Annotated in this window: 26 protein-coding genes and 1 riboswitch; of the genes, 13 read left to right on the top strand and 13 right to left on the bottom strand. The window is 74.8% G+C overall.

What is annotated here, in order from left to right; all coding sequences use genetic code 11:
- From AB0N04_RS26005 to AB0N04_RS25980, 6 genes are all read right to left on the bottom strand, one after another.
- Positions 1-663: a lactate utilization protein C gene (locus AB0N04_RS26005; protein WP_360214648.1), complete on the bottom strand. Its 663-nt coding sequence runs from the start codon at positions 661-663 to the stop codon at positions 1-3.
- A complete protein-coding gene (locus tag AB0N04_RS26000; protein ID WP_360214646.1) occupies positions 660-2,159 on the bottom strand; it encodes a lactate utilization protein B in 1,500 nt (499 codons plus the stop codon). Before AB0N04_RS26000 ends, AB0N04_RS26005 begins: the two co-directional genes overlap by 4 nt.
- Positions 2,156-2,980 (bottom strand): (Fe-S)-binding protein, encoded by an 825-nt coding sequence (locus AB0N04_RS25995; RefSeq protein ID WP_360214644.1) that lies wholly within the window; start codon positions 2,978-2,980, stop codon positions 2,156-2,158. Before AB0N04_RS25995 ends, AB0N04_RS26000 begins: the two co-directional genes overlap by 4 nt.
- Positions 2,981-3,080: 100 nt before the next feature.
- Complete coding sequence (locus tag AB0N04_RS25990) at positions 3,081-3,794, bottom strand: IclR family transcriptional regulator (RefSeq protein ID WP_360214642.1); 714 nt, start codon at positions 3,792-3,794, stop codon at positions 3,081-3,083.
- Between the two features lie 197 nt (positions 3,795-3,991).
- A riboswitch (SAM riboswitch) is annotated at positions 3,992-4,134 on the bottom strand.
- Positions 4,135-4,227: 93 nt separating this feature from the next.
- Entirely contained in the window at positions 4,228-4,665 is a 438-nt protein-coding gene (locus AB0N04_RS25985) for a hypothetical protein (protein WP_360214640.1), read from the bottom strand.
- Complete coding sequence (locus AB0N04_RS25980) at positions 4,662-6,059, bottom strand: APC family permease (RefSeq protein ID WP_360214757.1); 1,398 nt, start codon at positions 6,057-6,059, stop codon at positions 4,662-4,664. The genes AB0N04_RS25985 and AB0N04_RS25980 overlap by 4 nt, the downstream gene beginning before the upstream one ends.
- A gap of 436 nt (positions 6,060-6,495) precedes the next feature.
- On the opposite strand from AB0N04_RS25980, the gene AB0N04_RS25975 reads away from it, so the two are divergent.
- From AB0N04_RS25975 to AB0N04_RS25965, 3 genes are all read left to right on the top strand, one after another.
- A complete protein-coding gene (locus AB0N04_RS25975; protein ID WP_360214638.1) occupies positions 6,496-7,398 on the top strand; it encodes an oxidoreductase in 903 nt (300 codons plus the stop codon).
- Positions 7,399-7,619: 221 nt separating this feature from the next.
- Positions 7,620-8,213: a SigE family RNA polymerase sigma factor gene (locus AB0N04_RS25970; protein WP_360214636.1), complete on the top strand. Its 594-nt coding sequence runs from the start codon at positions 7,620-7,622 to the stop codon at positions 8,211-8,213.
- Entirely contained in the window at positions 8,210-9,205 is a 996-nt protein-coding gene (locus tag AB0N04_RS25965; RefSeq protein ID WP_360214634.1) for a hypothetical protein, read from the top strand. The genes AB0N04_RS25970 and AB0N04_RS25965 overlap by 4 nt, the downstream gene beginning before the upstream one ends.
- Before the next feature lie 96 nt (positions 9,206-9,301).
- On the opposite strand, the gene AB0N04_RS25960 is transcribed toward AB0N04_RS25965, so the two are convergent.
- The 5 genes from AB0N04_RS25960 to AB0N04_RS25940 form a co-directional block, all read right to left on the bottom strand.
- Positions 9,302-10,039, bottom strand: coding sequence for a dienelactone hydrolase family protein (locus tag AB0N04_RS25960; protein WP_363365371.1), 738 nt, complete (start codon positions 10,037-10,039; stop codon positions 9,302-9,304).
- Positions 10,040-10,169: 130 nt separating this feature from the next.
- A complete protein-coding gene (locus tag AB0N04_RS25955; RefSeq protein ID WP_360221190.1) occupies positions 10,170-10,673 on the bottom strand; it encodes a metallophosphoesterase in 504 nt (167 codons plus the stop codon).
- 109 nt (positions 10,674-10,782) lie between these two features.
- Complete coding sequence (locus AB0N04_RS25950; RefSeq protein WP_360221193.1) at positions 10,783-11,079, bottom strand: WhiB family transcriptional regulator; 297 nt, start codon at positions 11,077-11,079, stop codon at positions 10,783-10,785.
- A 132-nt stretch (positions 11,080-11,211) separates the two neighbouring features.
- Positions 11,212-11,568, bottom strand: coding sequence for an STAS domain-containing protein (locus AB0N04_RS25945; protein WP_360221196.1), 357 nt, complete (start codon positions 11,566-11,568; stop codon positions 11,212-11,214).
- A 144-nt stretch (positions 11,569-11,712) separates the two neighbouring features.
- Positions 11,713-12,663, bottom strand: a complete 951-nt coding sequence (locus AB0N04_RS25940) for an AraC family transcriptional regulator (protein WP_360221199.1) — start codon at positions 12,661-12,663, stop codon at positions 11,713-11,715.
- A gap of 176 nt (positions 12,664-12,839) precedes the next feature.
- Here AB0N04_RS25940 and AB0N04_RS25935 point away from each other — a divergent pair, with 176 nt between their 5' ends.
- The 5 genes from AB0N04_RS25935 to AB0N04_RS25915 all read left to right on the top strand — a co-directional run bounded on the left by AB0N04_RS25935 (position 12,840) and on the right by AB0N04_RS25915 (position 16,526).
- Positions 12,840-13,718: a universal stress protein gene (locus AB0N04_RS25935; protein ID WP_360221202.1), complete on the top strand. Its 879-nt coding sequence runs from the start codon at positions 12,840-12,842 to the stop codon at positions 13,716-13,718.
- 91 nt (positions 13,719-13,809) lie between these two features.
- Complete coding sequence (locus AB0N04_RS25930; RefSeq protein WP_360221205.1) at positions 13,810-14,667, top strand: universal stress protein; 858 nt, start codon at positions 13,810-13,812, stop codon at positions 14,665-14,667.
- Between the two features lie 90 nt (positions 14,668-14,757).
- Positions 14,758-15,291, top strand: a complete 534-nt coding sequence (locus AB0N04_RS25925) for a flavodoxin domain-containing protein (protein ID WP_360221208.1) — start codon at positions 14,758-14,760, stop codon at positions 15,289-15,291.
- A gap of 161 nt (positions 15,292-15,452) precedes the next feature.
- A complete protein-coding gene (locus AB0N04_RS25920) occupies positions 15,453-15,944 on the top strand; it encodes a universal stress protein (protein WP_360221211.1) in 492 nt (163 codons plus the stop codon).
- A gap of 174 nt (positions 15,945-16,118) precedes the next feature.
- A complete protein-coding gene (locus AB0N04_RS25915; protein WP_360221214.1) occupies positions 16,119-16,526 on the top strand; it encodes a hypothetical protein in 408 nt (135 codons plus the stop codon).
- Positions 16,527-16,625: 99 nt separating this feature from the next.
- Here the strand turns inward: AB0N04_RS25915 and AB0N04_RS25910 are convergent, their stop codons facing one another.
- A complete protein-coding gene (locus AB0N04_RS25910; protein WP_360221217.1) occupies positions 16,626-16,994 on the bottom strand; it encodes a hypothetical protein in 369 nt (122 codons plus the stop codon).
- A gap of 352 nt (positions 16,995-17,346) precedes the next feature.
- On the opposite strand from AB0N04_RS25910, the gene ppsA reads away from it, so the two are divergent.
- The 5 genes from ppsA to AB0N04_RS25885 all read left to right on the top strand — a co-directional run bounded on the left by ppsA (position 17,347) and on the right by AB0N04_RS25885 (position 22,698).
- Positions 17,347-19,710, top strand: a complete 2,364-nt coding sequence (gene ppsA, locus AB0N04_RS25905; protein ID WP_360221220.1) for a phosphoenolpyruvate synthase — start codon at positions 17,347-17,349, stop codon at positions 19,708-19,710.
- A gap of 60 nt (positions 19,711-19,770) precedes the next feature.
- The gene (locus AB0N04_RS25900; RefSeq protein ID WP_360221223.1) at positions 19,771-20,463 is read left to right on the top strand and encodes a pyridoxamine 5'-phosphate oxidase family protein; all 693 of its coding nucleotides are present in this window, start codon (positions 19,771-19,773) and stop codon (positions 20,461-20,463) included.
- A 259-nt stretch (positions 20,464-20,722) separates the two neighbouring features.
- Positions 20,723-21,247: a CBS domain-containing protein gene (locus AB0N04_RS25895; RefSeq protein ID WP_360221226.1), complete on the top strand. Its 525-nt coding sequence runs from the start codon at positions 20,723-20,725 to the stop codon at positions 21,245-21,247.
- Between the two features lie 57 nt (positions 21,248-21,304).
- The gene (locus tag AB0N04_RS25890; RefSeq protein WP_360221229.1) at positions 21,305-21,583 is read left to right on the top strand and encodes a dsRBD fold-containing protein; all 279 of its coding nucleotides are present in this window, start codon (positions 21,305-21,307) and stop codon (positions 21,581-21,583) included.
- Between the two features lie 74 nt (positions 21,584-21,657).
- Complete coding sequence (locus AB0N04_RS25885; RefSeq protein WP_360221232.1) at positions 21,658-22,698, top strand: zinc-dependent alcohol dehydrogenase family protein; 1,041 nt, start codon at positions 21,658-21,660, stop codon at positions 22,696-22,698.
- Between the two features lie 36 nt (positions 22,699-22,734).
- On the opposite strand, the gene AB0N04_RS25880 is transcribed toward AB0N04_RS25885, so the two are convergent.
- Positions 22,735-23,193, bottom strand: a complete 459-nt coding sequence (locus AB0N04_RS25880; RefSeq protein ID WP_360221235.1) for a hypothetical protein — start codon at positions 23,191-23,193, stop codon at positions 22,735-22,737.
- Positions 23,194-23,459: the final 266 nt, after the last annotated feature.

Raw genomic sequence — 23,459 nt, 5'->3', positions numbered from 1 at the left:
CTATGCGAGCGGACGCTCCGTCACCAGGAGGACGTCCAGGCGCCGCGGTCCGTGGACGCCCTCGACGCGGTCGAGTTCGATGTCGCTGGTGGCGGACGGTCCGGAGATCCAGGTCTGCGGCCGGGTCGGGTCGAGCCGTGGCAGGGCGCGCGGCAGCGAGGCGACGACCTGGTCCGCCCGGACCACGCAGAGGTGGTGGTCCGGGACGAGGGTCAGGGCGCGCCGCCCCTGGGCGGGCCCGGCGTCCAGCACGATGGTGCCGGTCTCGGCGACGGCCAGCGCGCAGCCGGTGAGGACGCTGTCCACGGCGTCCAGCCGTTCGGCCGTCAACTCTTCCGATTCGACGACGGGTCGGGTGGCGTCGAGGGCCGACAGCCAGGCGCCGGGCAGGTCGGCGGGGACGGCCACCGACCGGCTGCCGCGCTCGCGCAACAGCCGGGCGACCAGCTCCGGCAGGCCGTCGGCGGTGCTGTGGTGGACGTGGGCCCGGTAGTCGGTGAGGTTGCGGGCGAGCAGGTCGAGCAGGGCCGCGGGGTCCTCGGGGCCGTGTGCGGTGAGGTAGTCCCGGCGCACGGGGGCCTCGGGGACATCCGGGGCGGTATCGGGGCGGTCGGCGAGGGCGGCCCGGATCCGGGCCAGGACGCGTTCACGGGAGCCGGTCATCGCTGGTCTCCCCCCTCGGTACGGTCGTGCCCCTCCGGGCGGTCGTGCCCCTCCGGGCCGTCGTGCCCCCGCGCGCGGTCGCGCTGCTTCCACCAGTCGCGGAAGGTCTGGTCGGGCAGCTCGGGCAGGTCCCGGCTGTCACTCCAGGCCCCGACCGGGCCGGGCAGCGGCAGCCGGTGCGGGTGCAGGCGCCTGGTCCGCACGGCGGCCCGGGTGACGGCACTGTACGCGGCCGGGTGGTCGAGCAGCCAGGTCGCCGCCCTGACGGCGGCCCGTTCGGCACGGTGCGCGTGGCCCTGTGCGGCCACCCGCTCCCGGAGGTGGACCAGCACCTCGGGGATGTCGATCGCCACCGGGCACACCTGGTAGCACGCCCCGCAGAGCGAGGAGGCGTACGGCAGCGATGCGTCCAACTCGCTCTGCAGCCCTCGCAGTTGCGGCGTGAGGATGGCGCCGATCGGGCCGGGGTAGGGCGAGCCGTAGGCGTGGCCGCCGGCCCGCTCGTACACCGGGCACACGTTCAGACAGGCCGAACAGCGGATGCAGCGCAGGGCCTGGCGGCCGACCTCGTCGGCGAGGGTGTCGGTGCGGCCGTTGTCGAGCAGGACGAGGTGGAAGTCGCGCGGCCCGTCGCCCTCGGTGGTGCCGGTCCAGATCGAGGTGTACGGGTTCATCCGCTCGGCGGTCGAGGAGCGCGGGAGCAGCTGCAGGAACACCTCCAGGTCCCGCCAGGTGGGGACGACCTTCTCGATGCCGACGACGGAGATCAGCGTCTCGGGCAGGGTCAGGCACATCCGGCCGTTGCCCTCCGACTCGACCACGACCAGGCTGCCGGTCTCGGCGACGAGGAAGTTGGCGCCGGAGACGGCCACCTTGGCCCGCAGGAACTTCTCCCGCAGGTGCAGTCTGGCCGCCTCCGCGAGATCCGCCGGCCGGTCGGTCAGCCCCTCGGGGGCGGGCCGCCCCCAGCGCCCCATCGCCTCCCGGAAGATGTCGCGGATCTCGGTGCGGTTGCGGTGGATGGCCGGGACGAGGATGTGCGAGGGCAGGTCGTCGCCCAACTGCACGATCAGTTCGGCGAGATCGGTCTCGTAGGCGGTGATGTCCTCGGCGGCCAGCGCCTCGTTGAGGCCGATCTCCTGGGTGGCCATCGACTTGACCTTGACCACCTCCCGCTCGCCCGTCGCCCTGACGAGGTCGGCGACGATCCGGTTGGCCTCGGCCGCGTCCTCCGCCCAGTGCACGGTGCCGCCGGCGGCGGTGACGGCGGCCTCCGCCTGGAGGAGGTAGTGGTCGAGCCGGAGCAGGGTGCGGTCCTTGATCTCCTTGCCGGCCTGCCGCAGCTGCGCCCAGTCGGACAGTTCGGCGACGGCCGCGGCCCGCTTGTCGCGGATGGTGTGCGTGGCCCGGGTGAGGTTGGCGCGCAACCGGGTGTCCCGGGTGGAGACGGCGGCGGCCTTCGGGAAGGCGGGCATGCCCAGGTAGGTGCCGCTCATCGCGCCGCTCCGCTCGGGTCGGCCGTGGTCCCGGCCCCGGCCCCGGCCCCCGTGGCGTTCCCGGCGGCGGTCCCGGTCCCGGCGGCCGTGGCGGGGTGCGGGTCGGCGTCGGGGTCGGCCTCGGTGGCGGCGAGGATCTCGGCGAGGTGGACGGTCCGCAGGGGGGAGCCCTGGCGCCGCAGCGTGCCGCCGAGGTGCAGCAGGCAGGAGTTGTCCGCCCCGCAGAGCACGTCGGCGCCGGTCGCGAGGGCGTTGCGGACCTTGTCCGCCCCCATGGCCGCGGAGACGGCGGGGTTCTTCACCGCGAACGTGCCGCCGAAGCCGCAGCACTCCTCGGCCCCGGGGAGCTCGACCAGGGTCAGGCCCCTCACCGCGCGCAGCAGCCGCAGCGGGCGGTCACCGAGGCCGAGCGTCCGCAGGCCGTGGCAGGACGGGTGGTAGGTGACGGTGTGCGGGTAGTACGCGCCGACGTCGGTGACGCCCAGCACGTCGACCAGGAACTCGGTGAGCTCGTACACCCGGGCCGGCAGGTCGCCGAGGCCGTCCACGCCGAGCCGGGGGTAACCCTCCCGGACCATCGCCGCGCAGGAGCCGGACGGGGTCACCACGTGGTCGTAGCCGGCGAAGGCGGCGGCGGTACGGCGGGCCAGCGGGACGGTCTCGGCGCGGTAGCCGGTGTTGAACTGCGGCTGGCCGCAGCAGGTCTGGGCGTCGGGGAAGTCCACGTCCACGCCGAGGCGCTCCAGCAGGGTCACGACGGCGCGCCCCGTACCGGGGTTCAGGACGTCGTTGACGCAGGTGACGAAGAGTGCGACGCGCATCGCGCCTCCCTCGGGTCCGGGGGGGGTGGCCAGCCTACTAGAGCCCCGGGGGCGGCCCCGGTCCTCGCGGACCGTGGACCGCCGCCGGGCGCGCCCCCGCTCAGGCGTGCCGCAGGGCCTCGCTCAGGCGGTTCGCCGCCTCGACGACGGCCTGGGAGACGTGCGTCCCGGGGTGGCGGGTGAGGCGTTCGATCGGGCCGGAGACGGAGACGGCGGCCACCACCCGGTTCGACGGGCCCCGGACGGGCGCGGAGACGGAGACGACTCCGGGCTCGCGCTCACCGGCGGACTGCGCCCAGCCCCGGCGCCGCACGCCGCTGAGGGCGGTGGCGGTGAACCGGGCGCCCTGCAGGCCGCGGTGGAGCCGCTCCGGCTCCTCCCAGGCGAGCAGGATCTGCGCGGCGGAGCCGGCCTTCATGGGGAGGGTGACGCCGACGGGGACGGTGTCGCGCAGGCCCGAGAGCCGCTCCGCGGCGGCCACGCAGATCCGGACCTCGCCCTGGCGGCGGTAGAGCTGCGCGCTCTCGCCGGTGACGTCGCGCAGGTGGATCAGGACGGAGCCGGCGGCGGCCAGCAGCCGGTCCTCGCCGGCGGCGGAGGAGAGCTCGCCGAGCCGGGGGCCGAGGACGAACCGGCCCTGCAGGTCCCGGCCGACCAGGCGGTGGTGCTCCAGCGCGACGGCGAGCCGGTGGGCGGTGGGCCTGGCCAGCCCGGTGGCGGCGACGAGTCCGCCGAGGGTGGTGGGGCCGGCCTCCAGGGTGCCGAGGATCGAGGTGACCTTGTCGAGCACGCCGACGCCGCTCGTGTTCTCCATGGGTGGGTACTCCAGTCTCGTGCCCCGTGAGCGGCGGGTGGGCGGGCTCACGGGGGCTCCCCGCGGGGAGCGGGGGGTGGTCAGCGCGGACGGGCCGGGGAAGTCGGCGGAGTGCCTGCGCCGGGCACGAGGGGGGTACGCGAAAGGGCCGGGGTGGGAAGCGCCCGGGCGAAGGACAGCACTGAGAGCACCGTGTCTCCTCATCTTTCCCGCGCCACGTTGGCGACAGGCCGGAGTTGGCACTGCCCCCGGACGGCACGGCGCGTACTTCGGACGCCGGGTCGAACGGGGAGTTGCCGGGGCTTCGTAGGGCCGGTCCCTCCACCCCTCTGGATGATTCGCCAGGAACCATACAAGATTCCCCGGCCCGCCCGCCAAACCTCCCCCGTTCCCCCACACGCCGGGGCGGCGGTGCCCCGCCCCGGCGGCCGACTCAGTCGTTGATGACGTCCGAGGTCTTGAGCGCGTCGATCTGCTCCTGGTAGCCCGCCAGCTTGTCCGGGCAGTACACCTTGATCACCTCGGCGCCCGCCTGCAGGACCCGGCCGTCGACGACGACCGGCCGCATGCCGGGGCCGCCGGCGCCGTTGGCCAGGTGGACGCGCCACAGGCCCTGCTTCAGGGCCGAGTTGGGGTCCGTGCAGACGGGGCCGCCGTCGGTCCCGAGCACGAGGGCGGTGTTGCCGGTGTCGAGCGCGGGGTACCCGTCGGCGACCAGGGCGTCGCTCAGCTGGTTCGCCTTGCGGTGGGCCTCGTTGGTGGCCCGCTGCTGGGTGTAGGTCAGCAGTCCGGCGACCACGAGGCCGACGAGCACCACGATCGAGCCGATGTAGATCCAGCGGTGCTCGGACGCCATCCGGGTCGGGCTCATGCCACTCCCTCCTCGCCCACGCCGGTGCCGGCGTCGGGTTGGCGCCAGCTCGGCTTGCGAGCCTTCAGGAACGAGAACGGGATCACCACGCCGAGCAGCAGCAGGCCGCCGGCGACGATCCCGATGTAGGACCAGACGCTGCCGCCGCCGAACTGCGAGGACGGCACGAAGCCGATCACCATGGCCAGCGCCGAGGCGACGAACCCGACCACGCACAGCGTGGTGAGCAGCGGTGCCCGGTAGCCGCGCGGGTGGTCGGGCTGCTTGCGGCGCAGCTGGATCGCGGCCAGGAACATCAGGAGGTACATGATCAGGTAGACCTGGGTGGTGATCACCGAGAAGATCCAGTAGACGCTGGAGACGTTCGGGATCAGCGCGTACAGCAGGGCGATCGCGGTGGTGACGACGCCCTGGGTGACCAGGATGTTCTGCTGGACCCCCCGGGCGTTGAGCCGCTGCAGGAACGGCGGCAGGTAGCCCTCCTGCCGCGAGATCAGCAGCAGCCCCTTGGAGGGCCCGGCCAGCCAGGTGAGCATGCCGCCGACGGAGGCGGCGCACAGCCCGACCGCGACGATCGGCACCAGCCAGCCGATGTGGAAGTACTGGAAGAAGGCGTCGAAGGCCTGCATGACGCCGGCGGTCAGGCTGAGCTGGTCGGAGGGGATCACCCAGCTGATCGCCAGGGCCGGCAGGATGAAGATCAGCAGCACCATGCCCATGGCCAGGAACATCGACTTGGGGAACTCCTGGGCCGGGTTCCGCAGCTTGTTGACGTGGACGGCGTTCATCTCCATGCCGGAGTAGCTGAGGAAGTTGTTGACGATCAGCACCAGGCTGGCCACGCCCGTCCACTGCGGGAAGAAGTGCGATCCGTCCATCGGCGCGGCGGAGGGGTTGCCCTGCCCGAGGAAGACCATTCCCAGCACCACCAGCAGCGTCCCGGGGACCAGGGTGCCGATGACCAGGCCCCAGGAGGCCAGCCCCGCAACGGCGTTGGTGCCGCGCGAGGAGACCCAGACCCCGGTCCAGTACACCACCACGATGACGATCGCGGTGTAGACGCCGCTGCTGGCCAGGCTCGGGTTGATCACGTAGGCGATGGTGCTCGCGACGTAGGCGAGCAGGCTGGGGTAGTAGAAGATCGTCATGGCGAACTGGCACCACACGGCCAGGAAGCCCAGTGGCTTCGAGAGGCCCTGCGCCACCCAGTTGTAGACCCCGCCGTTCCAGCCGGAGGCCAGCTCCGCCGACACCAGGGCGGTCGGCAGCAGGAACACCACGGCGGGCAGCAGGTAGAGGAAGACGCAGGCGAGGCCGTACACGGCCATGGTCGGTGCCGCGCGCAGGCTCGCGACCGAGCTGGTCGTCATCAGGGCCAGGGTCAACCAGGTGATCTTGTGCGCCCCGGTTCCGGCCCTGACGGCGCCGGCCGTCCTGGTGCCGCCGGCCCGGCCGGCGGATCCACCCGGGGTGTCGACGCTGCTCAACGGACGCCTCCTCGATCGGCTCCTGACGCCCTGCGCGCCCGTCTCCGAGCCTGCTGGCCGGGCGCGCGTGCCGCACCTCGGCTTGGGCCGTTGGGTGCGGCGGCGGGCACGGCCGCGCATCCCCGATCCCGCTCCCCACCCGGACGGACGAGGCCGAACGGACGGGGCGAGGCCGAACGGACGGGCTGGGGCGGCCGACGGGTTCGGTCGCGTGTCCATCCGGTGATCAGCAAGCGTCGTCATCGATCGACCGACCCGATCCCGTGGACGGGCACCGCTCCTTCCTGGCATAAAAGAGGTCGTCAACTACCGATCACCGCAACGACGTACGGGGAGAACCACGATGACCGGCACCACCGGCCAGAACGCCGACCAGAGCACCGAGCAGGCCACCGACCGGGCCGCCGCCACGAACGGCCGGGTCTGGCTGATCACCGGCGCCAACTCCGGCTTCGGCCAGGCCCTCGCCGAGGCCGCGCTGGCCGCCGGCGACACCGTGGTGGCGGCCGCCCGCCGCCCCGAGACGCTGGACGACCTGGTCGCCGCCCACCCCGACCGGGTGCTCCCCGTCCGGCTGGACGTCACCGACCCCGCCCGGATCACGGCCGTGGTCGCCGACACCCTGCTCCGGTACGGGCGCATCGACGTCCTGGTGAACAACGCGGGGCGCGGCCTGGTCGGCGCCGTCGAGGAGTACACCGAGCGCGAGCTGCGCGACCTGATGGAGCTGCACTTCTTCGGCCCCGCCGCACTCACCGGCGCCGTCCTGCCGCACATGCGCGCCCGGGGCACCGGCGCCGTCGTCCAGATGAGCAGCATGGGCGGCCGCCTCAGCTTCCCCGGCGTCGGCGCCTACTCCGCCACCAAGTTCGCCCTGGAGGGGTACTCGGAGGCCCTCGCCCAGGAGGTCGCGCAGTTCGGCGTCAAGGTCCTGATCGTCGAGCCCGGCGCCTTCCGCACCTCCTTCGCCGGCCAGGGCGCCCTGGCGCACACCGCCCCGATCGCCGCCTACGACTCGGTCGTCGGCCCCGTCCGGACCGGGCTGCCCGCGGCCGACGGAAAGCAGCCCGGCGACCCGGTCAAGGCCGCCGCCGCCATCCTCGCCGCCCTGGACGCCGAGCGGACCCCGCTGCGCCTCGCCCTCGGCAACGACGCCGTCGACGCGCTCCTCGACCACCACGACGCCGCCGTCAAGGAGCTCCGGGAGTGGGAGGCCACCGGCCGCGGCACCGACTTCGACGCCTGACACCCACCGGGGCCCGGTTCCGCTGAAGGGCCCGCCCCCACAGGGCACGGGAAACCCGGGGCGCACCGCCGACGGCGGTGCGCCCCGCTGTGCGTGCCGACCAGCTCCACGAGCGCCGCATCCTTCCGGCGACTCCTCCGAACCCACGGGGCGGGGAAATCACCGCACCCCGGGCAACCCCGCGCGGCGAGGGCGTGGTCTGGTGGGCTGAGGGGGTGCTGATGCACACAGAAGAAGAGGCCGAGTTCCAGGCCTTCACCCGTACCAGGTGGGCGCACCTGGTACGGACCGCCTATCTGCTCACCGGCGACTGGCACCACGCCGAGGACCTGACCCAGACCGCGCTGGCCAAGGCCTACCGGTCCTGGCGGCGGGTCAGCCGGGCGGACAACCCGGACGCCTACGTCCGGCGGGTGCTGGTGACCTGCAACAGCGACCGGTTCCGCAAGCGCCGGGTCGCCGAACGGCTCACCGACGCGCTGCCCGAGGTCGCCGTGCCCGGCGACGCGGCCGCCCGGATCGACCAGCGGCGGACCCTGATGGACGCCCTGGCCACGCTGCCGACCCGGCAGCGGGCCGTGGTGGTGCTGCGCTACTGGGACGACCGCACCGAGGCGGAGGTCGCCCAGACGATGGGCTGCTCGCTCGGCACCGTCAAGAGCCAGGCCGCCAAGGGGCTGGCCAAACTACGGGCGCACCCGGGCCTGGCCGCCGCGCCCGCCGGCCCGGGCACCCCGCGCGACGACTCCGTTCCGGGCCGGACGACGCCCGGGCTCGACGCTCTGATCACCGCTGCGCCTGGAGGAAGACGATGACCGAACGGGAATTCGAGGCGGAGCTGCGCGAGCAGCTCGTCACCACCGTCCTTGACCGCACGCCCGGCGAACCGCCCTACGAGGCCATCCGGCGGCAGGGCCGCGCGGCCCGCCGGCGCCGCACCACCGCCCTCTCCGCCGGGCTGGTGGCCGTGACCGTGCTCTCGGGAGCCGGCGTCCTCGCCGCCCGCGGGCAGGAGGACGCCCGCCCGGCCGCGGAGGTGGCCCCGGCCGCGGGCGGCGCGGCCCTCTCGGCCGCCGCCTCACCCGCCGCGGTGTCCGCCCCGCCCGCCACGACGCCCGGCGGCGCGGCCGCACCCCGGCCCCCGGCGTCGGCCGCCCAGCTGACCGACGGCATCACCTTCGAGCAGGCCGCCACCGCGCTCGGGCAGTGCCTAGAGTACGACCGGCAGATGCAGGCCAGGTGGCAGGCCCAGGCACCGACCGGCGCCCAGGGCACCCCGGGCGCGCAGAAGACCCTGCCGGCCCAGGACTACGGGTCCATCGCCGACTACCGCATCCTGCTGGCCGTCCGGAGCACCGGGGACGACAACTCCCCCGGGGACGGCATCTCCGTCGCCGCCGTCAGCCAGGGCGCGCACCCCACCCGGATCATCTGCCACCAGACCGACGGCAAGACCGCCGGCCTGCAGTCCGGCCCCGCCGACCCGCGCGCCGGCGGCCCGGACGGCCTGGTGAACCCGGACGTCAACGGCGGCAAGCTGTACCGGCAGGCCATGCTCGACGGCCACGCCTGGAAGCTGCCGTACCGCTGGGGCAGCATCGGCACCTTCGCCCCCTCCGTCACCCGGGTGACCGTCTCCTACGGCGACGGGCCGGCCGTGGACGCGGCGCTCGACCACGGCTGGTTCGCCGCCACCGGCGTCCTCGACCGGGCGGTGACCCGCACCCCGCACGTCAAGGGCTACGACGGCGCCGGGGAGCTGGTCTACGACTCCGACGACGACAAGGGGTACGACAAGGTGCTCTGACCGCGGCACCCCGCGGCCCTCACCGCGGACGGCGCCACGCCACGGCCCCCGCGGCGACCCCCGTCACGGGTCGCCGCGGGGGCCGTGGCGGACGGCCTACAGGTGCTCGGCGAGCGCCTCTTGGACGCGGCGCCAGGCGTCCGCGGTGGCGGCCGCGTCGTGGTCGGCCGGGCGGTCGGCGGCGAAGCCGTGGCCGGCGCCCGGGTAGGTGACCAGCCGGTGGGCGACCCCGGCCTCCGTCAGCCGCTCCTCGACGGCCTTCCACTCCTCCAGCGGCAGGATGTGGTCCCGGTCGCCGTTGAAGCCCAGCAGGAACACGCCGTTGGCGGCGATGCGCCCGGCGGTCTCCAGCGGCGGGACCGGGCCGACCAGGGGGAAGCCCGCGGTGAGCATCCAGCCCGGGTAGAACACGGCGGCCAGTTCGAAGCGCAGCTCGGTGGCCGCCCGGACGGCGATGTGACCGCCCATGCTCGTCCCCACGAACGCGACCCCGCGCCCGCCCGCCAGCCCGCGGGCCGCGGCCAGGGCCACCGCGGAGTCCGCCACCAGCTCGTCGCGGTCCAGCGCCCGCATCAGCACGAGACCCTCCTCGCGCTCCTGCGCGCTGTAGCCCAGCTCGGTGCGCCGGGCGTTGCGCCAGTAGAAGTCGGGCGCCACCGCGACGTACCCGAGCGCCGCCAGCTCGGCGCAGATCCCGCGCAGGTAGCCGTTCACCCCGTACAGCTCCGAGCAGACCACCACCGCTCCGCGCACCTCCCCCGACGGGCGGTGCACGTACGCCTCGATCCCGCCCGGCGCCCCGATCTCCTGCCAGTCACCGATCTGATTGGTCATCAATTCCCCCGTGATCTCGTGCGGATGGATCCGGCGCAGATGCTAGCGCCTGTCCCCGGGCCCGCGTCCCCGCACCCGGGCCCGCGTCCCCGCACCCGGGTCCGCGGGCCGCCGGGCCGCCGGACCGGGGTCAGGCCGGGCGCGGGAGGCGGTGGAGGTGGACCTCGGTGAGGCGGCCGTCGTCGAGGCGGGCGGTGAGGTAGGTCGCCACCGGCTGGCGGCGGCGGTCGGTGGGGGATCCGGGGTTGAGCAGCCGCAGGCCGCCCGGGGCGCTGGTGTCCCACGGGATGTGGCTGTGGCCGAAGACCAGGACGTCCGTGCCGGGGAAGCGGGCCTCGCAGCGCTGTTCGCGCCCCTTCGCGGGCCCGGTCTCGTGCACGACGGCGAACCGCAGGCCCTGCAGTTCGACCCGCGCGACCTCGGGCAGGCGTTCGCGCAGCGCCCGGCCGTCGTTGTTGCCGTACACGGCGACCAGCCGGGCGGAACGGGCCTCGAACAGGTCGAGCGTGGCGGTGTCGACCCAGTCCCCGGCGTGGAACACCACGTCCGCCTCGGCGAGGTCGTCGAGCAGGGCCGCGGGCAGGTGACGCACCCGGGTGGGCAGATGGGTGTCCGAGGTCAGCAGCAGGCGCACGGCGGTCTCCGGCGGGTGGTCTCCGGCAGGTGGGGATCGGGCCGATTCTCCTCCCGGAAGGCCGGGCCCGGCGACGGCGGCCGGGCAACCGGGCGACGGGCCTGCGGGGTCAGGCCGCGCCCCGCCCGGCCAGGGGGCGGGCCAGCAGCGTGGACCGCTCGCGCTCGGTGAGTCCGCCCCAGACGCCGTACGGCTCGCGGGTCGACAGGGCGTGGCGGCGGCACTCCACCCGCACCCGGCAACCGCCGCAGACCTCCTTCGCCGCGTCCTCCCGTTCCCTCGCCTCCGGTCCGGGCTCGTTGACCGGCCGGAGGAAGACCTCGCCGTCGTCGGCACGGCAGGCGGCGCGCGAGCTCCACGTCCGGGCGTGCTCGACGGGGGCGGGGAAGCGGGAGGTCTCGTCCATGGCCACGGTCCTTCTGCGTCGGCGTCACTCGAAGATCGGTGCGCCGCTCTTCTCACCCGGTTCGCGGAATTCATGCCTCCCGCACCGGATCACGGTCCGCGACGCCGCCCGCCGCCGCCCGCCCACCCGGCGCTACGGGGCGACGGCGACGGACGGCACCGGCGCGGGGTCGATCTCGAAGACGGCGTCCGTCCCGGTGATGTCCAGCAGCCGGACGACCTGCGGGCCGGGCGCGGCGAGGCGGAACGCGACGCCGGCCGCCTCGGCCGCCCGGCGGGCCCGGAGGAGCTCGTTGAGACCGGCGGAGGCGCAGAAGGTCAGGCGCGCGCAGTCCACGACCAGGACGTCGGGCCGGGGCGTGCCGGCCAGGGCCGCGGTCAGGGCCCGGGCCAGGACGGGCGCGGTGTCCATGTCGGCCTCCCCCGTCAGGGCGAGGACGCAGGTGCCGGCGGGCGCCGGCCGCCGGTCCGTGTGCAGGCCCGTCTCCATGGTCGGACGTCCTTCCTCCAGGAATGCCCGTGGGCCGTGCTTCGATGCTGGTCCCTGTTTCGTCCCCCGCGCTGCCCCCCTGAGCGAAGTACCGGCCCCCGGGTGGACTCCAGAGCGAAACGTACGGGCGGCGGCCCCGGCGGCTCAGGAGCCGCCGAGGGTCGTGGAGGGCGAGGCCCCGTACTGGCGGCGGTACGCCTCGGCGAAGCGGCCGGGGTGGGCGAAGCCCCAGCGCTGGGCGATCCCGGTGACGGTGGCGGTGTGCCGGTCCCCCGCGCACAGCTCCCGGTGGGCCCCGGCGAGGCGGGCCCGCTTGAGGTAGGCCAGCGGGGTGGTGCCGGCGTGGCGGGCGAAGGCGTACTGCACGGCGCGCGGGGTGACGGGGACGGACGCGGCGATGTCGGCGAGGCCGATGTCCCGGTGGGCGTTGGCGTCGATGAAGGCCATGGCCCGGCGCAGGGTGGCGCTGGTGGCGTCCCGGCGGTCGACCGCCTCCGGTGCGTCGCCCCGGGTGGTGTTGGGCATGGTGGCCAGGGTGACGGCGGCGATGTGGCGGGCCGCGGTGGCCGCGACCAGCGGGTCCACCCCGGGCTCGGCGGCGGCCATGACGTGGTCGCGCAGGTAGGCGACGGCGGCGCCGAGACGCGCGTTGGCCGCCGCGTCGACGGGGCGTTGACCGGTCAGCTCCACCGGCCCGCGGGAGCGGGCACCGGTGCCCGCGACGTCGGTCAGCAGGGCCGGGTCGAACATGGTCAGGGTGTAGCGGGCCCCGCGGACCTCGCCGCGGTAGGGGCGGTCGTGCGGGGCGACCAGGAACGTCTCCCCCGGGCCGAACCGCTCCTCCCGGCCGCCGGTGGTGTCCGCGAATCCGCCGGAGTGCACGGTGACCAGGCAGACCCGGCCGAGGCTCTGCGCGTCGTAGCCCATCGTGTAGTCGAAGGCGAGCCGGTCCACCAGGAGGCCCCCGGCGGCCTGGCGGGTGATCCGCGCGCCCGAGTGCTCGGGCCGCCCGGCGATCCTCATCGGGGTGTACGCCGAGGACAGGAACGCCTCGGTCTCGTCGAGACTCGTGCTGTCGAAGACGAGCGTCTCCATCCACCTCTCCCCGGTGTCGACGGGCCGGCCGGTCGCCGGGCCTCGCCCGGTCCGACGGTACGCCCCGCCCGCCGGCCTGCGCACCTGTCCGGCCCGGGCCGGTCGGCCCTCGCGCGGATCGGCGGGCCGCCCTAGCGTGAGAACCGGGCCCCCTTCACCGGCCCCAGGAGGTTTCCATGACCACCGCGAGCTCCGCCGGCCCGCGCCGGCCCGTCGTCCTCGGTGTGGACGCGGACGACACCGGCCCGATGACCGCGCACTGGGCCGCCGACGAGGCCGACCGCCGGGGCCTGCCCCTCCGTCTGGTCCACGCCGTCCCGGCCCTGTACCGCGAGGCCCGGGTCTCCGACGACGGGCACTTCCGCAAGGACGTGCTCGAACGCGCCGAGCAGGCGCTCGAGCGGGCCACCGCCGCGGTGCGGGAGCGGCACCCCGGACTCGGCGTGACCGGCTTCGTGGCCGAGGACGTACCGGCCCCCGCGCTGTGCCGGGAGTCCCGTCACGCCGCGCTGGTCGTGCTCGGCTCCCGAAGGCTCGGCCGCGCCGCGGAGATGCTCAGCACGTTCTCGGTGGCCGTCCCGGTGAGCGCCCAGGCCCACTGCCCCGTCGTCGTCGTCCGCGCCCCCGAGCACACCACCCAGGACCCGCCCTACGTCGTGGTGGGCGTGGACGGAAGCCCGTCCTCGACCGCCGCCGTCGACTTCGCCGTCGAGCTCGCCGTCGAACGGGGCGCCGCGCTGCGCGTCCTGTGGGTCTGGCAGCGCCCGCCGGTCGCGAACCTCGACGAGAGCGCGGCCGAACAGGCGCTGCGCAGGATGCTCTTCGAGACCACGGCGGGCCACCGGGCGCGCCACCCCGATCTCGGCACGACCCACGAGCTGGTGCGCGGGCACCCGGTCGAGGAGCTCGCGCACGCCTCCGAACACGCCCTCGCCGTCGTCGTCGGCCGCCGCGGCCACGGCGGTTTCACCGGGATGCGGCTCGGCTCCGTCCCGCACGGCCTGCTGCACCGTGCGCACTGCCCGGTCGTGACGGTGCCGTCCGCGCCCGATTGAGCCCGGCGTCACGCGCGAAGCCTCCGATGGGGCGCCCGGGCGGTCCGTCCGGATGCGCCCGACCCCTCGACCCGGTCCCCGGGAGGTCCTGATGAACGCTGGTCCCGTCGTCGTCGGGTACGACGGCTCGCCCGAGAGCCGCGCCGCCTCCGAGTGGGCCGCGCGCGAGGCACGGCTGCGCGGGTGCCCCCTCGAACTCCTCCAGGCCTGGCCGTGGCCCGTGCGGGACGTCGTCGGCTCCGACGAGGTGCACGCCCGGAGCCGGGAGCAGCTCGCCGCCCGGGCCGCGGAGCTCCGCACCGTGGCCGTCGGCGTCGACGTCACCTGCCGCGAGGTCCGCACCGAGCCCGCCGAGGCGCTGGAGACCGCCGCCCGGGACGCCGCCCTGCTGGTGCTGGGCTCGCGCGGGCTCGGCACGGTGCACGGCTTCCTGGTCGGTTCGGTGGGCCGGGAGGTGCTGGGTCGTACCACCCGCCCGGTGGTGCTGGTCCGGGCCGAGGAGGACGGCCGGGGAGCGACGGGCGGCCCCGTGCTGGCGGGCCTCGACCTGGAACACCCGGCCGACGAGATGCTCGCCTTCGCCTTCTCGGCCGCGGCCCTGCGCCGCGCACCGGTGCGGGTGCTGCACGTGTGGTCGCCGCCGGCGGGCAGCGAGTACATGGCCTTCGACGCCATCGGCGGCCTGGAGGACGACCTCTCGGCGGCCGAGCGCACCGGCCTCGCCGAGGCCCTCCGGCCCTGGCGGGAGCGCTTCCCCGACCTGGACGTGACGGCCGACCTGGTCCGCGGCACGGCCACGATCGAACTCGTCGCCGCCGCGGCCGCGGCCCGGCTGGTGGTCCTCGGCCACCGGATCCGGCACCGGCCGCTCGGCGCCCACCTCGGCCCGGTGGCCCACGCCGCGATCCACCACGTCCACTGCCCGGTCGCGATCGTCCCGCACCGGTGACGGAGCCGTCCGGCCCTCCGACGCGGGCCGAACGGCCCCGGCCGGCCGACGCCCTCCGCGCGAGCCTGGAGGTGACGAGAGGTGGACACCATGCACACCGTGATCGTGTACGAGAGCATGTACGGCAACACGCGCGAGATCGCCGAGGCCGTCGCCGAGGGCGTCCACCAGGCCGATCCCACGGCGTCCGTCCAGTGCCTCCCGCTGACGGAGGCCGGGCACGGGACGACCCGGACGGCCGACCTCCTGGTGGTCGGCGGACCGACCCACATGCACGGGATGTCGTCCGGGATCAGCCGCCGGATGGCCGCGGCCGCGGAGAGCCACAAACCGGGTGCCGACGCGGCCGCCGCCGAGGCCCGGGAGACCGCGGAGGGCCCAGGGCTGCGTCACTGGCTCCACGACCTGCCGCGGACCGGATCCGGCACCCACGCCGCCGCCTTCGACACCCGGGTCGACATGCCCCGCGCCGGCGGAGCCGCCGAGGGCATCGCGCGCCGGCTCTCCCACCACCACTACGACCTGGTCGTCGCACCCGAGGGCTTCATCGTCGACGGCAACGACGGTCCGCTGCGCGCCGGCGAACGCGAGCGCGCCCGCGCCTGGGGCGCCGGCCTGGTCTGACCCGCCCGGTGCCCCGGGCGGGGATCCCACGGGCGGTCCGGACGACGGCGGACGTGCCGCGGCGCGTTCCTCGGAGGATCATGAAAGTCAGCGGACCGGCCCCGGAACCCGCCGGGCGCCACCGGACCGCCGTAGGGCACCCGTCCGTCCTGGAGGTCGCCGTGAACACCACTCCCGCGTCAGGTCCCGCCGGTCCGGTCGTCGTCGGTACCGACGGGTCGGAGCCCGCCCACCGGGCCGTGCTCTTCGCCCTCCGCGAGGCGCAGCTGCGCGGGGTCGGCGTGCGGGCCGTCTGCGCCTACGGCGGCGGACACTCGGAGCCCGGGGGCCGGGCCGTGACGGGCTGGGGATCGGGCGGCGAGCCCGCGCCGCACGTGCAGGACGCGGTCGCCCGCGACGTGACGGACTCGGTCGAGCGCCTGCGGCAGCAGGTCGGCGAGCCGTACGTGGAGATCGAGGTGCGCTGCGAGCGCGGCCGGCCCGCGCAGGTCCTGCTGGACGAGAGCCGGGACGCCGGGCTGCTCGTGGTGGGTTCCCGCGGCGCCGGCCTCTGGGGGCGGCTGTCACTCGGCTCGACCAGCACCGAGATCGTCCACCACGCCCACATCCCCGTGGTCGTCGTGCCGCCCGGGCCGGGAGCCGCGTCGGGGTGAGGCGGGGCCCGCCACCGCGCCGACACCGACGCCGCCGCCGCACCGCCGCGGCGCCACCCTCGTGCCACCACCCCGCCACCGCCGAACCGGTCCGCCACCCGCGTGCCGAGGAGATGCGGGAGCACCGGCCCGGGCAGACCCTGGGGAAGGACGACCCGACCTCGGAGGAGAGCCATGACCGGTGCCAGTGCCACACGGGAGCCGAGCGCCATCGTGCACATGTCGATCTCCGGCGGGACGGCCGGGGCGAACGTGGTCGCCGACACGGTGGGGCAGTCGTTCCGGCTGATCGTCGTCCCCGGTCTCGGCACCGCGGGGGACTACGTCTCGCCCGCCGACCAGGTCGTCCGCACCCGCTGGCAGGTGGACACGTCGACGCCGGCCGAGGAGGCCGCGCCACCGGTCGCGCGCGCGGCTGCCGGGGCCGAGCCGGTGCGGGTGGAGCTCGGCGGCAGGGCCGACGCCGTGGTCAAGGTGGCGGCGCTGATCCGCGCCCGTTTCCGCGCCGGACCGCCGACGGGGATCGCGCAGGCCTTCGAGGTGTGGCCGGACAGTCCGCCGGACGCCACCGCCCGGCCCTGACGGAACCGCCCCCGGTCCCTGCCTCGACCCGACCGCCCCGGTCCGACCCGGGCGGGCCGGTACCGCCCGGACCGGCGCGGCGCCGGCCCGGGCGGGGTCTCACTGGTCGGAGTAGCTGAGGTCTCCCACCGTCCAACTGCTGATGTCGGCGATGGCGATGCGGTACATGCCCCCGGTGTGCGGCAGACCGTAACTTCCTTGCAGGATGCGGGCGACGTGCAGGTGCAGGTGGGTCGGCCGGGCTGCGGCGCCGTCGCCGGTGGCGGGCGCCGTGAACAGGGCCGCGAAGGGCTTCAGGAAGTCCGAGGCGGCGAGTACCTCGGCGACCCGCTCGTGCCACAGGCTCTCCGGAGCAAGCCGGCCGGTGATGACGGCACCCGGGACGACGACGGTCAGCGGCATCTGGTTGCTGCGCTCGGACTCCACCATCGTGGCGATGTCGACGAGCAGCTGATCAGGGTTCGACATGGGCCTGAGGATAGTGCCCCCGGGAACCCGCCCGCACGGACATCCCCGGGCACCCGCCACCCCACAGGGGCCGGGCGCCCACGACCGGCCACCGCTGGAGGAGTCCGCGCGCCGTCGCCGGGCCACCGGCCCTGCTGATCCCCTCTCCCGGGGAGGTGCCCGACCGGTCGCGGCTCGTCGTCCGCCGCCGTCGAGGTGGGCCGAACGGCCCACGACCGGCGGCCGAGCGGGCCCCTGCCGCAGGGCGAACGCCCCTGCGCAACCCGGGCCGCCCGGAGGGACAGTGGCAGGGACGGAGTGCTCGGCGTGTCCCGTGCCGAGCAGCACCCTGCGAGCGCGCCCGGAGGCAGCCATGCGCCGTGTCATCCGCTTCCACGACCTGCGCCGCGAGGACGTCGGCCTGGTCGGCGGGAAGAATGCCTCGCTGGGCGAACTGATCACCGCGCTGGGCCCCGCAGGGGTCCGGGTGCCGGACGGCTTCGCCACCACTGCCGACGCCTACCGCGAACTGGTCACGACCGGAGGCCTGCGGGAGCTGATCGCCGTCCAGGTCGACCGGCTGCACGGCGGAACCCCCCTGTCCGAGGTCGGCGCTGCCATCCGGTCCGCCGTCCTGGCCGCGCCCCTTCCGCCCGCGCTCGAGCACGAGGTGGTGGAGGCGTACGGGCGGCTCTCCCACGAGACCGGGAGGCAGGACCCGGACGTCGCCGTGCGCAGCAGCGCGACGGCGGAGGATCTGCCCGAGGCGAGCTTCGCGGGCCAGCAGGAGACCTTCCTGAACGTCCGGGGCGCCACCGCCCTCCTGGAGGCCTGCCGACGCTGCTACGCCTCGCTCTTCACCGACCGGGCCATCGATTACCGCGAGCGGATGGGCTTCGACCACCTGTCCCTGGCGCTGTCGGTCGGCATCCAGTCGATGGTGCGCTCCGACCTCGCGGGCGCGGGCGTGATCTTCACCCTCGACACCGAGAGCGGATTCCCGGGGGTGGTGGTCGTCAGCGCCGCGTGGGGGCTGGGCGAGACGGTGGTCAGCGGCCAGGTGGACCCGGACGAGTACACCGTGTTCAAACCGCTGCTCAAGGATCACCGCCTCGACCCGGTGCTGAACGTCCGGCTCGGCGCCAAGCGCTGCAAGGCGGTGTACGACGACCGGGGTTCGACCCGGACCGTCGACACCGACGCCGATGAGCAGGCGCGCCGGGTGCTCGGCCTCGGCGACATCCGCACACTGGCCGAGTGGGCGGTGGCGGTCGAGGAACACTACGGCTGCCCGATGGACCTGGAGTGGGCGAAGGACGGCATCAGCGGTGAGCTGTACCTCGTCCAGGCCCGGCCGGAGACGGTGCAGTCCCGCAGCGGCGGTGGGGTGCTGCGCCGGTTCCGGCTGACCGGGACGGGTGAGCGGCTGGTGGACGGCATCGCCGTCGGCGAGGCGATCGGTGCCGGGCCGGTGTGCGCGCTGGCCGAACCGGTCGGTCTGGAACGCTTCCCGCAGGGCGCCGTCCTGGTCACGGAGATCACCGACCCGGACTGGGAGCCGCTGATGAAGCGGGCCTCCGCCATCGTCACCGACCACGGCGGGCGCACCTCGCACGCGGCGATCGTCAGCCGCGAACTGGGCGTGCCGGCCGTCGTCGGCACCGGATCGGCCACCGCCGTCCTCGCCGACGGACAGGTGGTGACGGTCTCCTGCGCGGAGGGCGCCGACGGCCACGTCTACGGCGGTCCGGTCCCCTTCGAGGCGACCGAGACCGACCTCGGCTCGCTCCCGGCCACCCGGACCAAGGTCATGCTCAACCTGGCGGACCCCGGCGCGGCCTTCCGGTGGTGGCGGCTGCCCGCGGACGGCGTCGGGCTGGCCCGCACCGAGTTCGTGGTCGCCCACCAGGCGCGCGTCCACCCGATGGCCCTGGTGCACCCCGAGCGGCTCTCGGCCGAGGACCGCCGGCTGGTCGACGAGCTGACCTACGGCTACCCCGACCGGACCGAGTACTTCGTCGACCGCCTGGCGCACGGCGTCGCCCGGATCGCCGCCTCCCGCTGGCCGGACCCCGTCGTGGTGCGCACCAGCGACTTCAAGACGAACGAGTACGCCCGACTGGTCGGCGGCACGGCCTTCGAACCGGTCGAGGCCAACCCGATGATCGGCTGGCGCGGCGCGAGCCGCTACTACGACCCCGGCTACCGGGAGGGGTTCGCCCTGGAGTGCCGGGCCCTGCGCCAGGCCCGGGACGAGCGAGGACTGACCAACATCGTGGTGATGATCCCGTTCTGCCGCACCCCTCAGGAGGCCGACCAGGTCCTCGCGGTGATGGCCGACAACGGTCTCACGCGCGGCGCGAACGGTCTGCGGGTGTACGTCATGGCCGAGATCCCGGCCAACATCCTGCTCGCCGGCCAGTTCGCCGAACGCTTCGACGGCTTCTCGATCGGCAGCAACGACCTCACCCAGCTCACCCTCGGCGTCGACCGCGACTCCGCCCGGCTCGCACACCTCTTCGACGAACGTGACCCGGCCGTCACCCGCAGCATCGAGTCCCTGGTCGCCACCGCCCACGCGGCCGGCCGCCACGTCGGCCTCTGCGGCCAACGCCCGAGCAACGACCCGGACTTCACCCGCTTCCTGGTGCAGGCCGGTGTCGACTCCATCTCCGTCACCCCGGACAGCTTCGCCGCTGTCAAACGCGCCGTGGCCGCCGCCGAGGCGGCGGCCTGATCGCCCGTGCCGCCGCCCGTCCGAACTGTCCCCCCGGGGGGCCCGACCACGGAGGTCGTCATGAGGAACACCCACGAGAACCGGCCGGTCGACCCAGGCGACCTCTCACGCCGGGTCACCCACCGCCGCACCGAACTCGGGCTGACCCGCAAGCAGGTGGCGGACCGGGCCCGGCTGGACCCGGGCTTCCTGGAGCATCTGGAGACGAACCCGGTCCCGGTCGGTGTCGGCACCCTCACACGGCTCGCCGACGCGCTCGACACCACGGTCACCGACCTGCTGGGCGGCGGCCGCGGCGTACCGGCCGGCGCGGCCCCGGCCAACGCCAGCGTGCAGGTGGAGGAGCTGGACCGCGCCGCCTGCTGGGCGAAGCTCGTTCCCGGCGGCGTCGGCCGGGTCGTGTTGAGGGCACCAGGCGGCCTGGCGGCACTGCCGGTCAACTACCGCGTGCTGGACGCGACCGTCGTCTGCCGCACCGCGGCCGGCGGCGCCCTCGCCGGAGCCGCGGGCGATGAGGTCGCCTTCGAGGTCGACCGGCTGGACGAGGCGTTCGCCACCGGCTGGAGCGTACTGCTCAACGGCACCCTCTCGGTCGTCTCCGACCAGGACGCCGCCCAGTGGTTCCGGCAGCACGCCGACCCCGATCCCTGGGCCGGCGGAAGGCGGGACGTCTGGATGCGCATCAAGCCCACCGTGATCACCGGCCGGATCATCCGCCCCGACGGCCCGTCGCTCGCCGGCTCGGTGGAGTAGCAGTGCACCTGACCGCTGTCCGCCCCAGCCGATCGCCCGGCCCGACGGGGCCCAGTGGCGGGCCGAACGGCCCTGCCCGTTCGGGTGCACCCGGCGGTCCCCTGGAAGCAGAGGCCCGGTGCAAGCGGCCGGGCCTGGACGGGCGGAGGGGCGGCCGTCCACCGCACGGTCAACGACGCGCTGGAAACGCCTGCCCGCGGTGACGAGTCCCGCTGCACGGCGCCGGAGAGGACTACCCGCCATGAAAGCCTCGGACCTGATGACCGCACCCCCCGTCACGGCCGACGTCACGGCGACGGCGTTCGAGGTGGCCCTGCGGATGGAGGAGGAGGGCGTCGACTGCGTCCTCGTCACCGACAGTGGCCGACTACAGGGCATCGTGACGGACCGCGACCTCGCGGTCCGCGGGCTGGCCCACGGCAAGCACCTCGGACGGCCGGTGGCCGAGCTGCTGACCACACCGGTGATCACCGTGAACACCACGGACGACCTCGACACCGTCTACCGGACGTTCCGCCGCACGTTCGTCCGTCGCCTCCCCGTCGTCCAGGACGGCCGCCCCGTCGGTGTCCTGACCGTCGACGACCTGTTGCGCGACATCGTCGAGCGGCTCTTCGACCTGGTGACGCCGTTCTCGCACAGCACGCTGCGGGAGTACGCCGTCCGACCGGCCGGCACGGGGGCGGACCCTCCGACCACCAGGGCCCGTCACCGCCCGCCGGCCGGTCATCACCTCGTCGACCAGGACGTGGACGGCACGGTCGAGGCCGCACGGGGCAGTTGATCACCATCCGCCGGTCCCGGGGCCGCCCCGGGACCACCCGACCCAGGAGGTTCGGACATGACCGCCAACGCCACGGTGCCGGTGCGCACCAAACAGTGGACCCTGCGAATCGACCTCTTCGAGGAGGGCGACGCCACGAAGGTGCACGCCGTGCTGAACACCGGTGAGAACGTCCTCGAGGCCCGTACCGCCTCCCGGCGCAGCCCTCACGACCCGCCCGTGCCGGAGATCGGCGACGAGTTCGCCGCCGCCCGCGCACTGATCGACCTCGGTCACCAGCTCCTCCGGGCCGGCCTCGCCGACTCCGCCGCCAACGACCGTACGGCGGCCGGCTGAGGCACCGCGCCGCAGACCGGCGTCGGAGCCGGAGCGGCGTCGGGATGTCCGGCAGGTTCGCGCGGGAGGCCGCGATGAGCACGTCAGAAGCAGTCCCCACCGACACCGGGGCCTGGGTGGTGGCCCGCCCGGGCCCGATCGGCGTGGCGCGGCCCGGGCCACTGCGGTGGGAGCGGCGTCCGCTCTCCCCTCCCGGGCCGGACGAGATCCTCGTCGAGGTGGAGGCCTGCGGGGTGTGCCGCACCGACCTGCACCTCGCGGAGGGGGACCTCGCCCCCAGGATCGCGGGGTGCACTCCGGGCCACGAGGTGGTCGGGGTCGTTCGCGCGGTCGGCACCGCGGTCGACGGGTTCACCGTCGGGAGCCGGGCCGGCGTCGCCTGGCTCGCCCGGACCTGTGGCTCCTGCCCCTACTGCCGCAGCGGCCGGGAGAACCTCTGCCCGGACTCGCGCTACACCGGCTGGGACCGGCACGGGGGCTACGCCGGCCACCTGACCGCTGCCGCACGATTCGCCTACCGTCTGCCCGAGGGCCCGCCGGCCGAGGAGCTGGCCCCGCTGTTGTGTGCCGGGATCATCGGCTACCGGGCCCTCGAACGGGCCGAGCTCCCCGCCGGCGGCCTGCTGGGCGTCTACGGTTTCGGGGCGTCCGCACACCTGACCGCCCAACTCGCCCTCGCCCGGGGCGCACGGGTGGCGGTGTTCACCCGTGCCGCACCAGCGCGACGCCTGGCCCTGGAGCTGGGCGCCGAATTCGCCGGCGACTCGTACGACCCGCCCCCGGAACCGCTGGACGCCGCCATCCTGTTCGCCCCGGTCGGCGAACTCGTGCCGGTCGCTCTGGCCGCGTTGGACCGTGGCGGCACGCTCTCCGTCGCCGGCATCCACCTCAGCGACATCCCGGCGATGAACTACCAGAGGCACCTGTTCCAGGAACGCACGCTGCGCAGCGTCACCGCCAACACCCGTGCCGACGGCTCGGCCTTCCTGGCGGAGGCTGCCCGGACCCGCCCGGTCGTCCGGGTGACCCGCTACCCGCTGCAGCGGGCGGACGCCGCCCTCGCGGACCTTGCCGCGGACCGGGTCACGGGGGTCGCCGTGCTCGTCACGGCGTAGCGAAGCCGCTGACCAGCGGCGCGGGGGCCCACCGCGTCACGCCATCTCCTTGCCGCCCAGGTGGTAGATCTCAAGGATGAGCGAGTGGCCCTGGGCGAACTGCGCGCTGATGGCCCCGTTGATCTTCCCGGCCGCCCACGCCGCCTTCGCGTCGCTGCAGAGGCCGGTCAGTCCCAGCCCGTCACCGGTCGGCCGGAGCAGCTTCGTCTTGTCGACCCAGTCCGCCCTGAGGCCACTCAGCCACCGCGCGATCGCGTCGGGGTCTCCATTCGTCTTGTCCCATTGCAGGTAGCGGTGGGGCGGCAGGCCCGCGCGGTTGTGCGGTTCGGGATCGCCGGGGATCGACTGACTGTTGAGCGCCCGAACCAGGACCTTCCGGCTCTGCTCGGTCCAGCCCACCTCGGCGTGCTGGATATTCCCCCAGGTCGCGCTGTGCGTCTGGGCGTCGTCGAGATCGCTCCTCACGATGTTGTTGAGGATGAAGTGGCCAGCCATTCCGCTCTCCTTGCGGTCGATTCCTTCGGTTCGGTCCGGGCGGCCGGCGCAGGTCGGGTACCGCACCGGCCGCCCTCGCAACCGCCATGCTCGCCCGCCGACCGGAGCGCGGCCAGTGCAGCAGAGCCGGCCGTCCCACACCGGACGGAATGACCGGGAGCACGGCTGGCGGGAAATCCCGAGATCTCGACCGGCGACATCGGCCGGACGGCCTGGATCGACGCCTGGATTGACGGGCGAACACGCCTCGGGAACATCGCCGAGAC

It is taken from the genome of Kitasatospora sp. NPDC051702 (assembly GCF_040681575.1).
GTDB lineage: Bacteria > Actinomycetota > Actinomycetes > Streptomycetales > Streptomycetaceae > Kitasatospora.
Note: the sequence above shows the minus strand (reverse complement) of the source record. Positions and strands in the feature narration are given on the sequence as shown.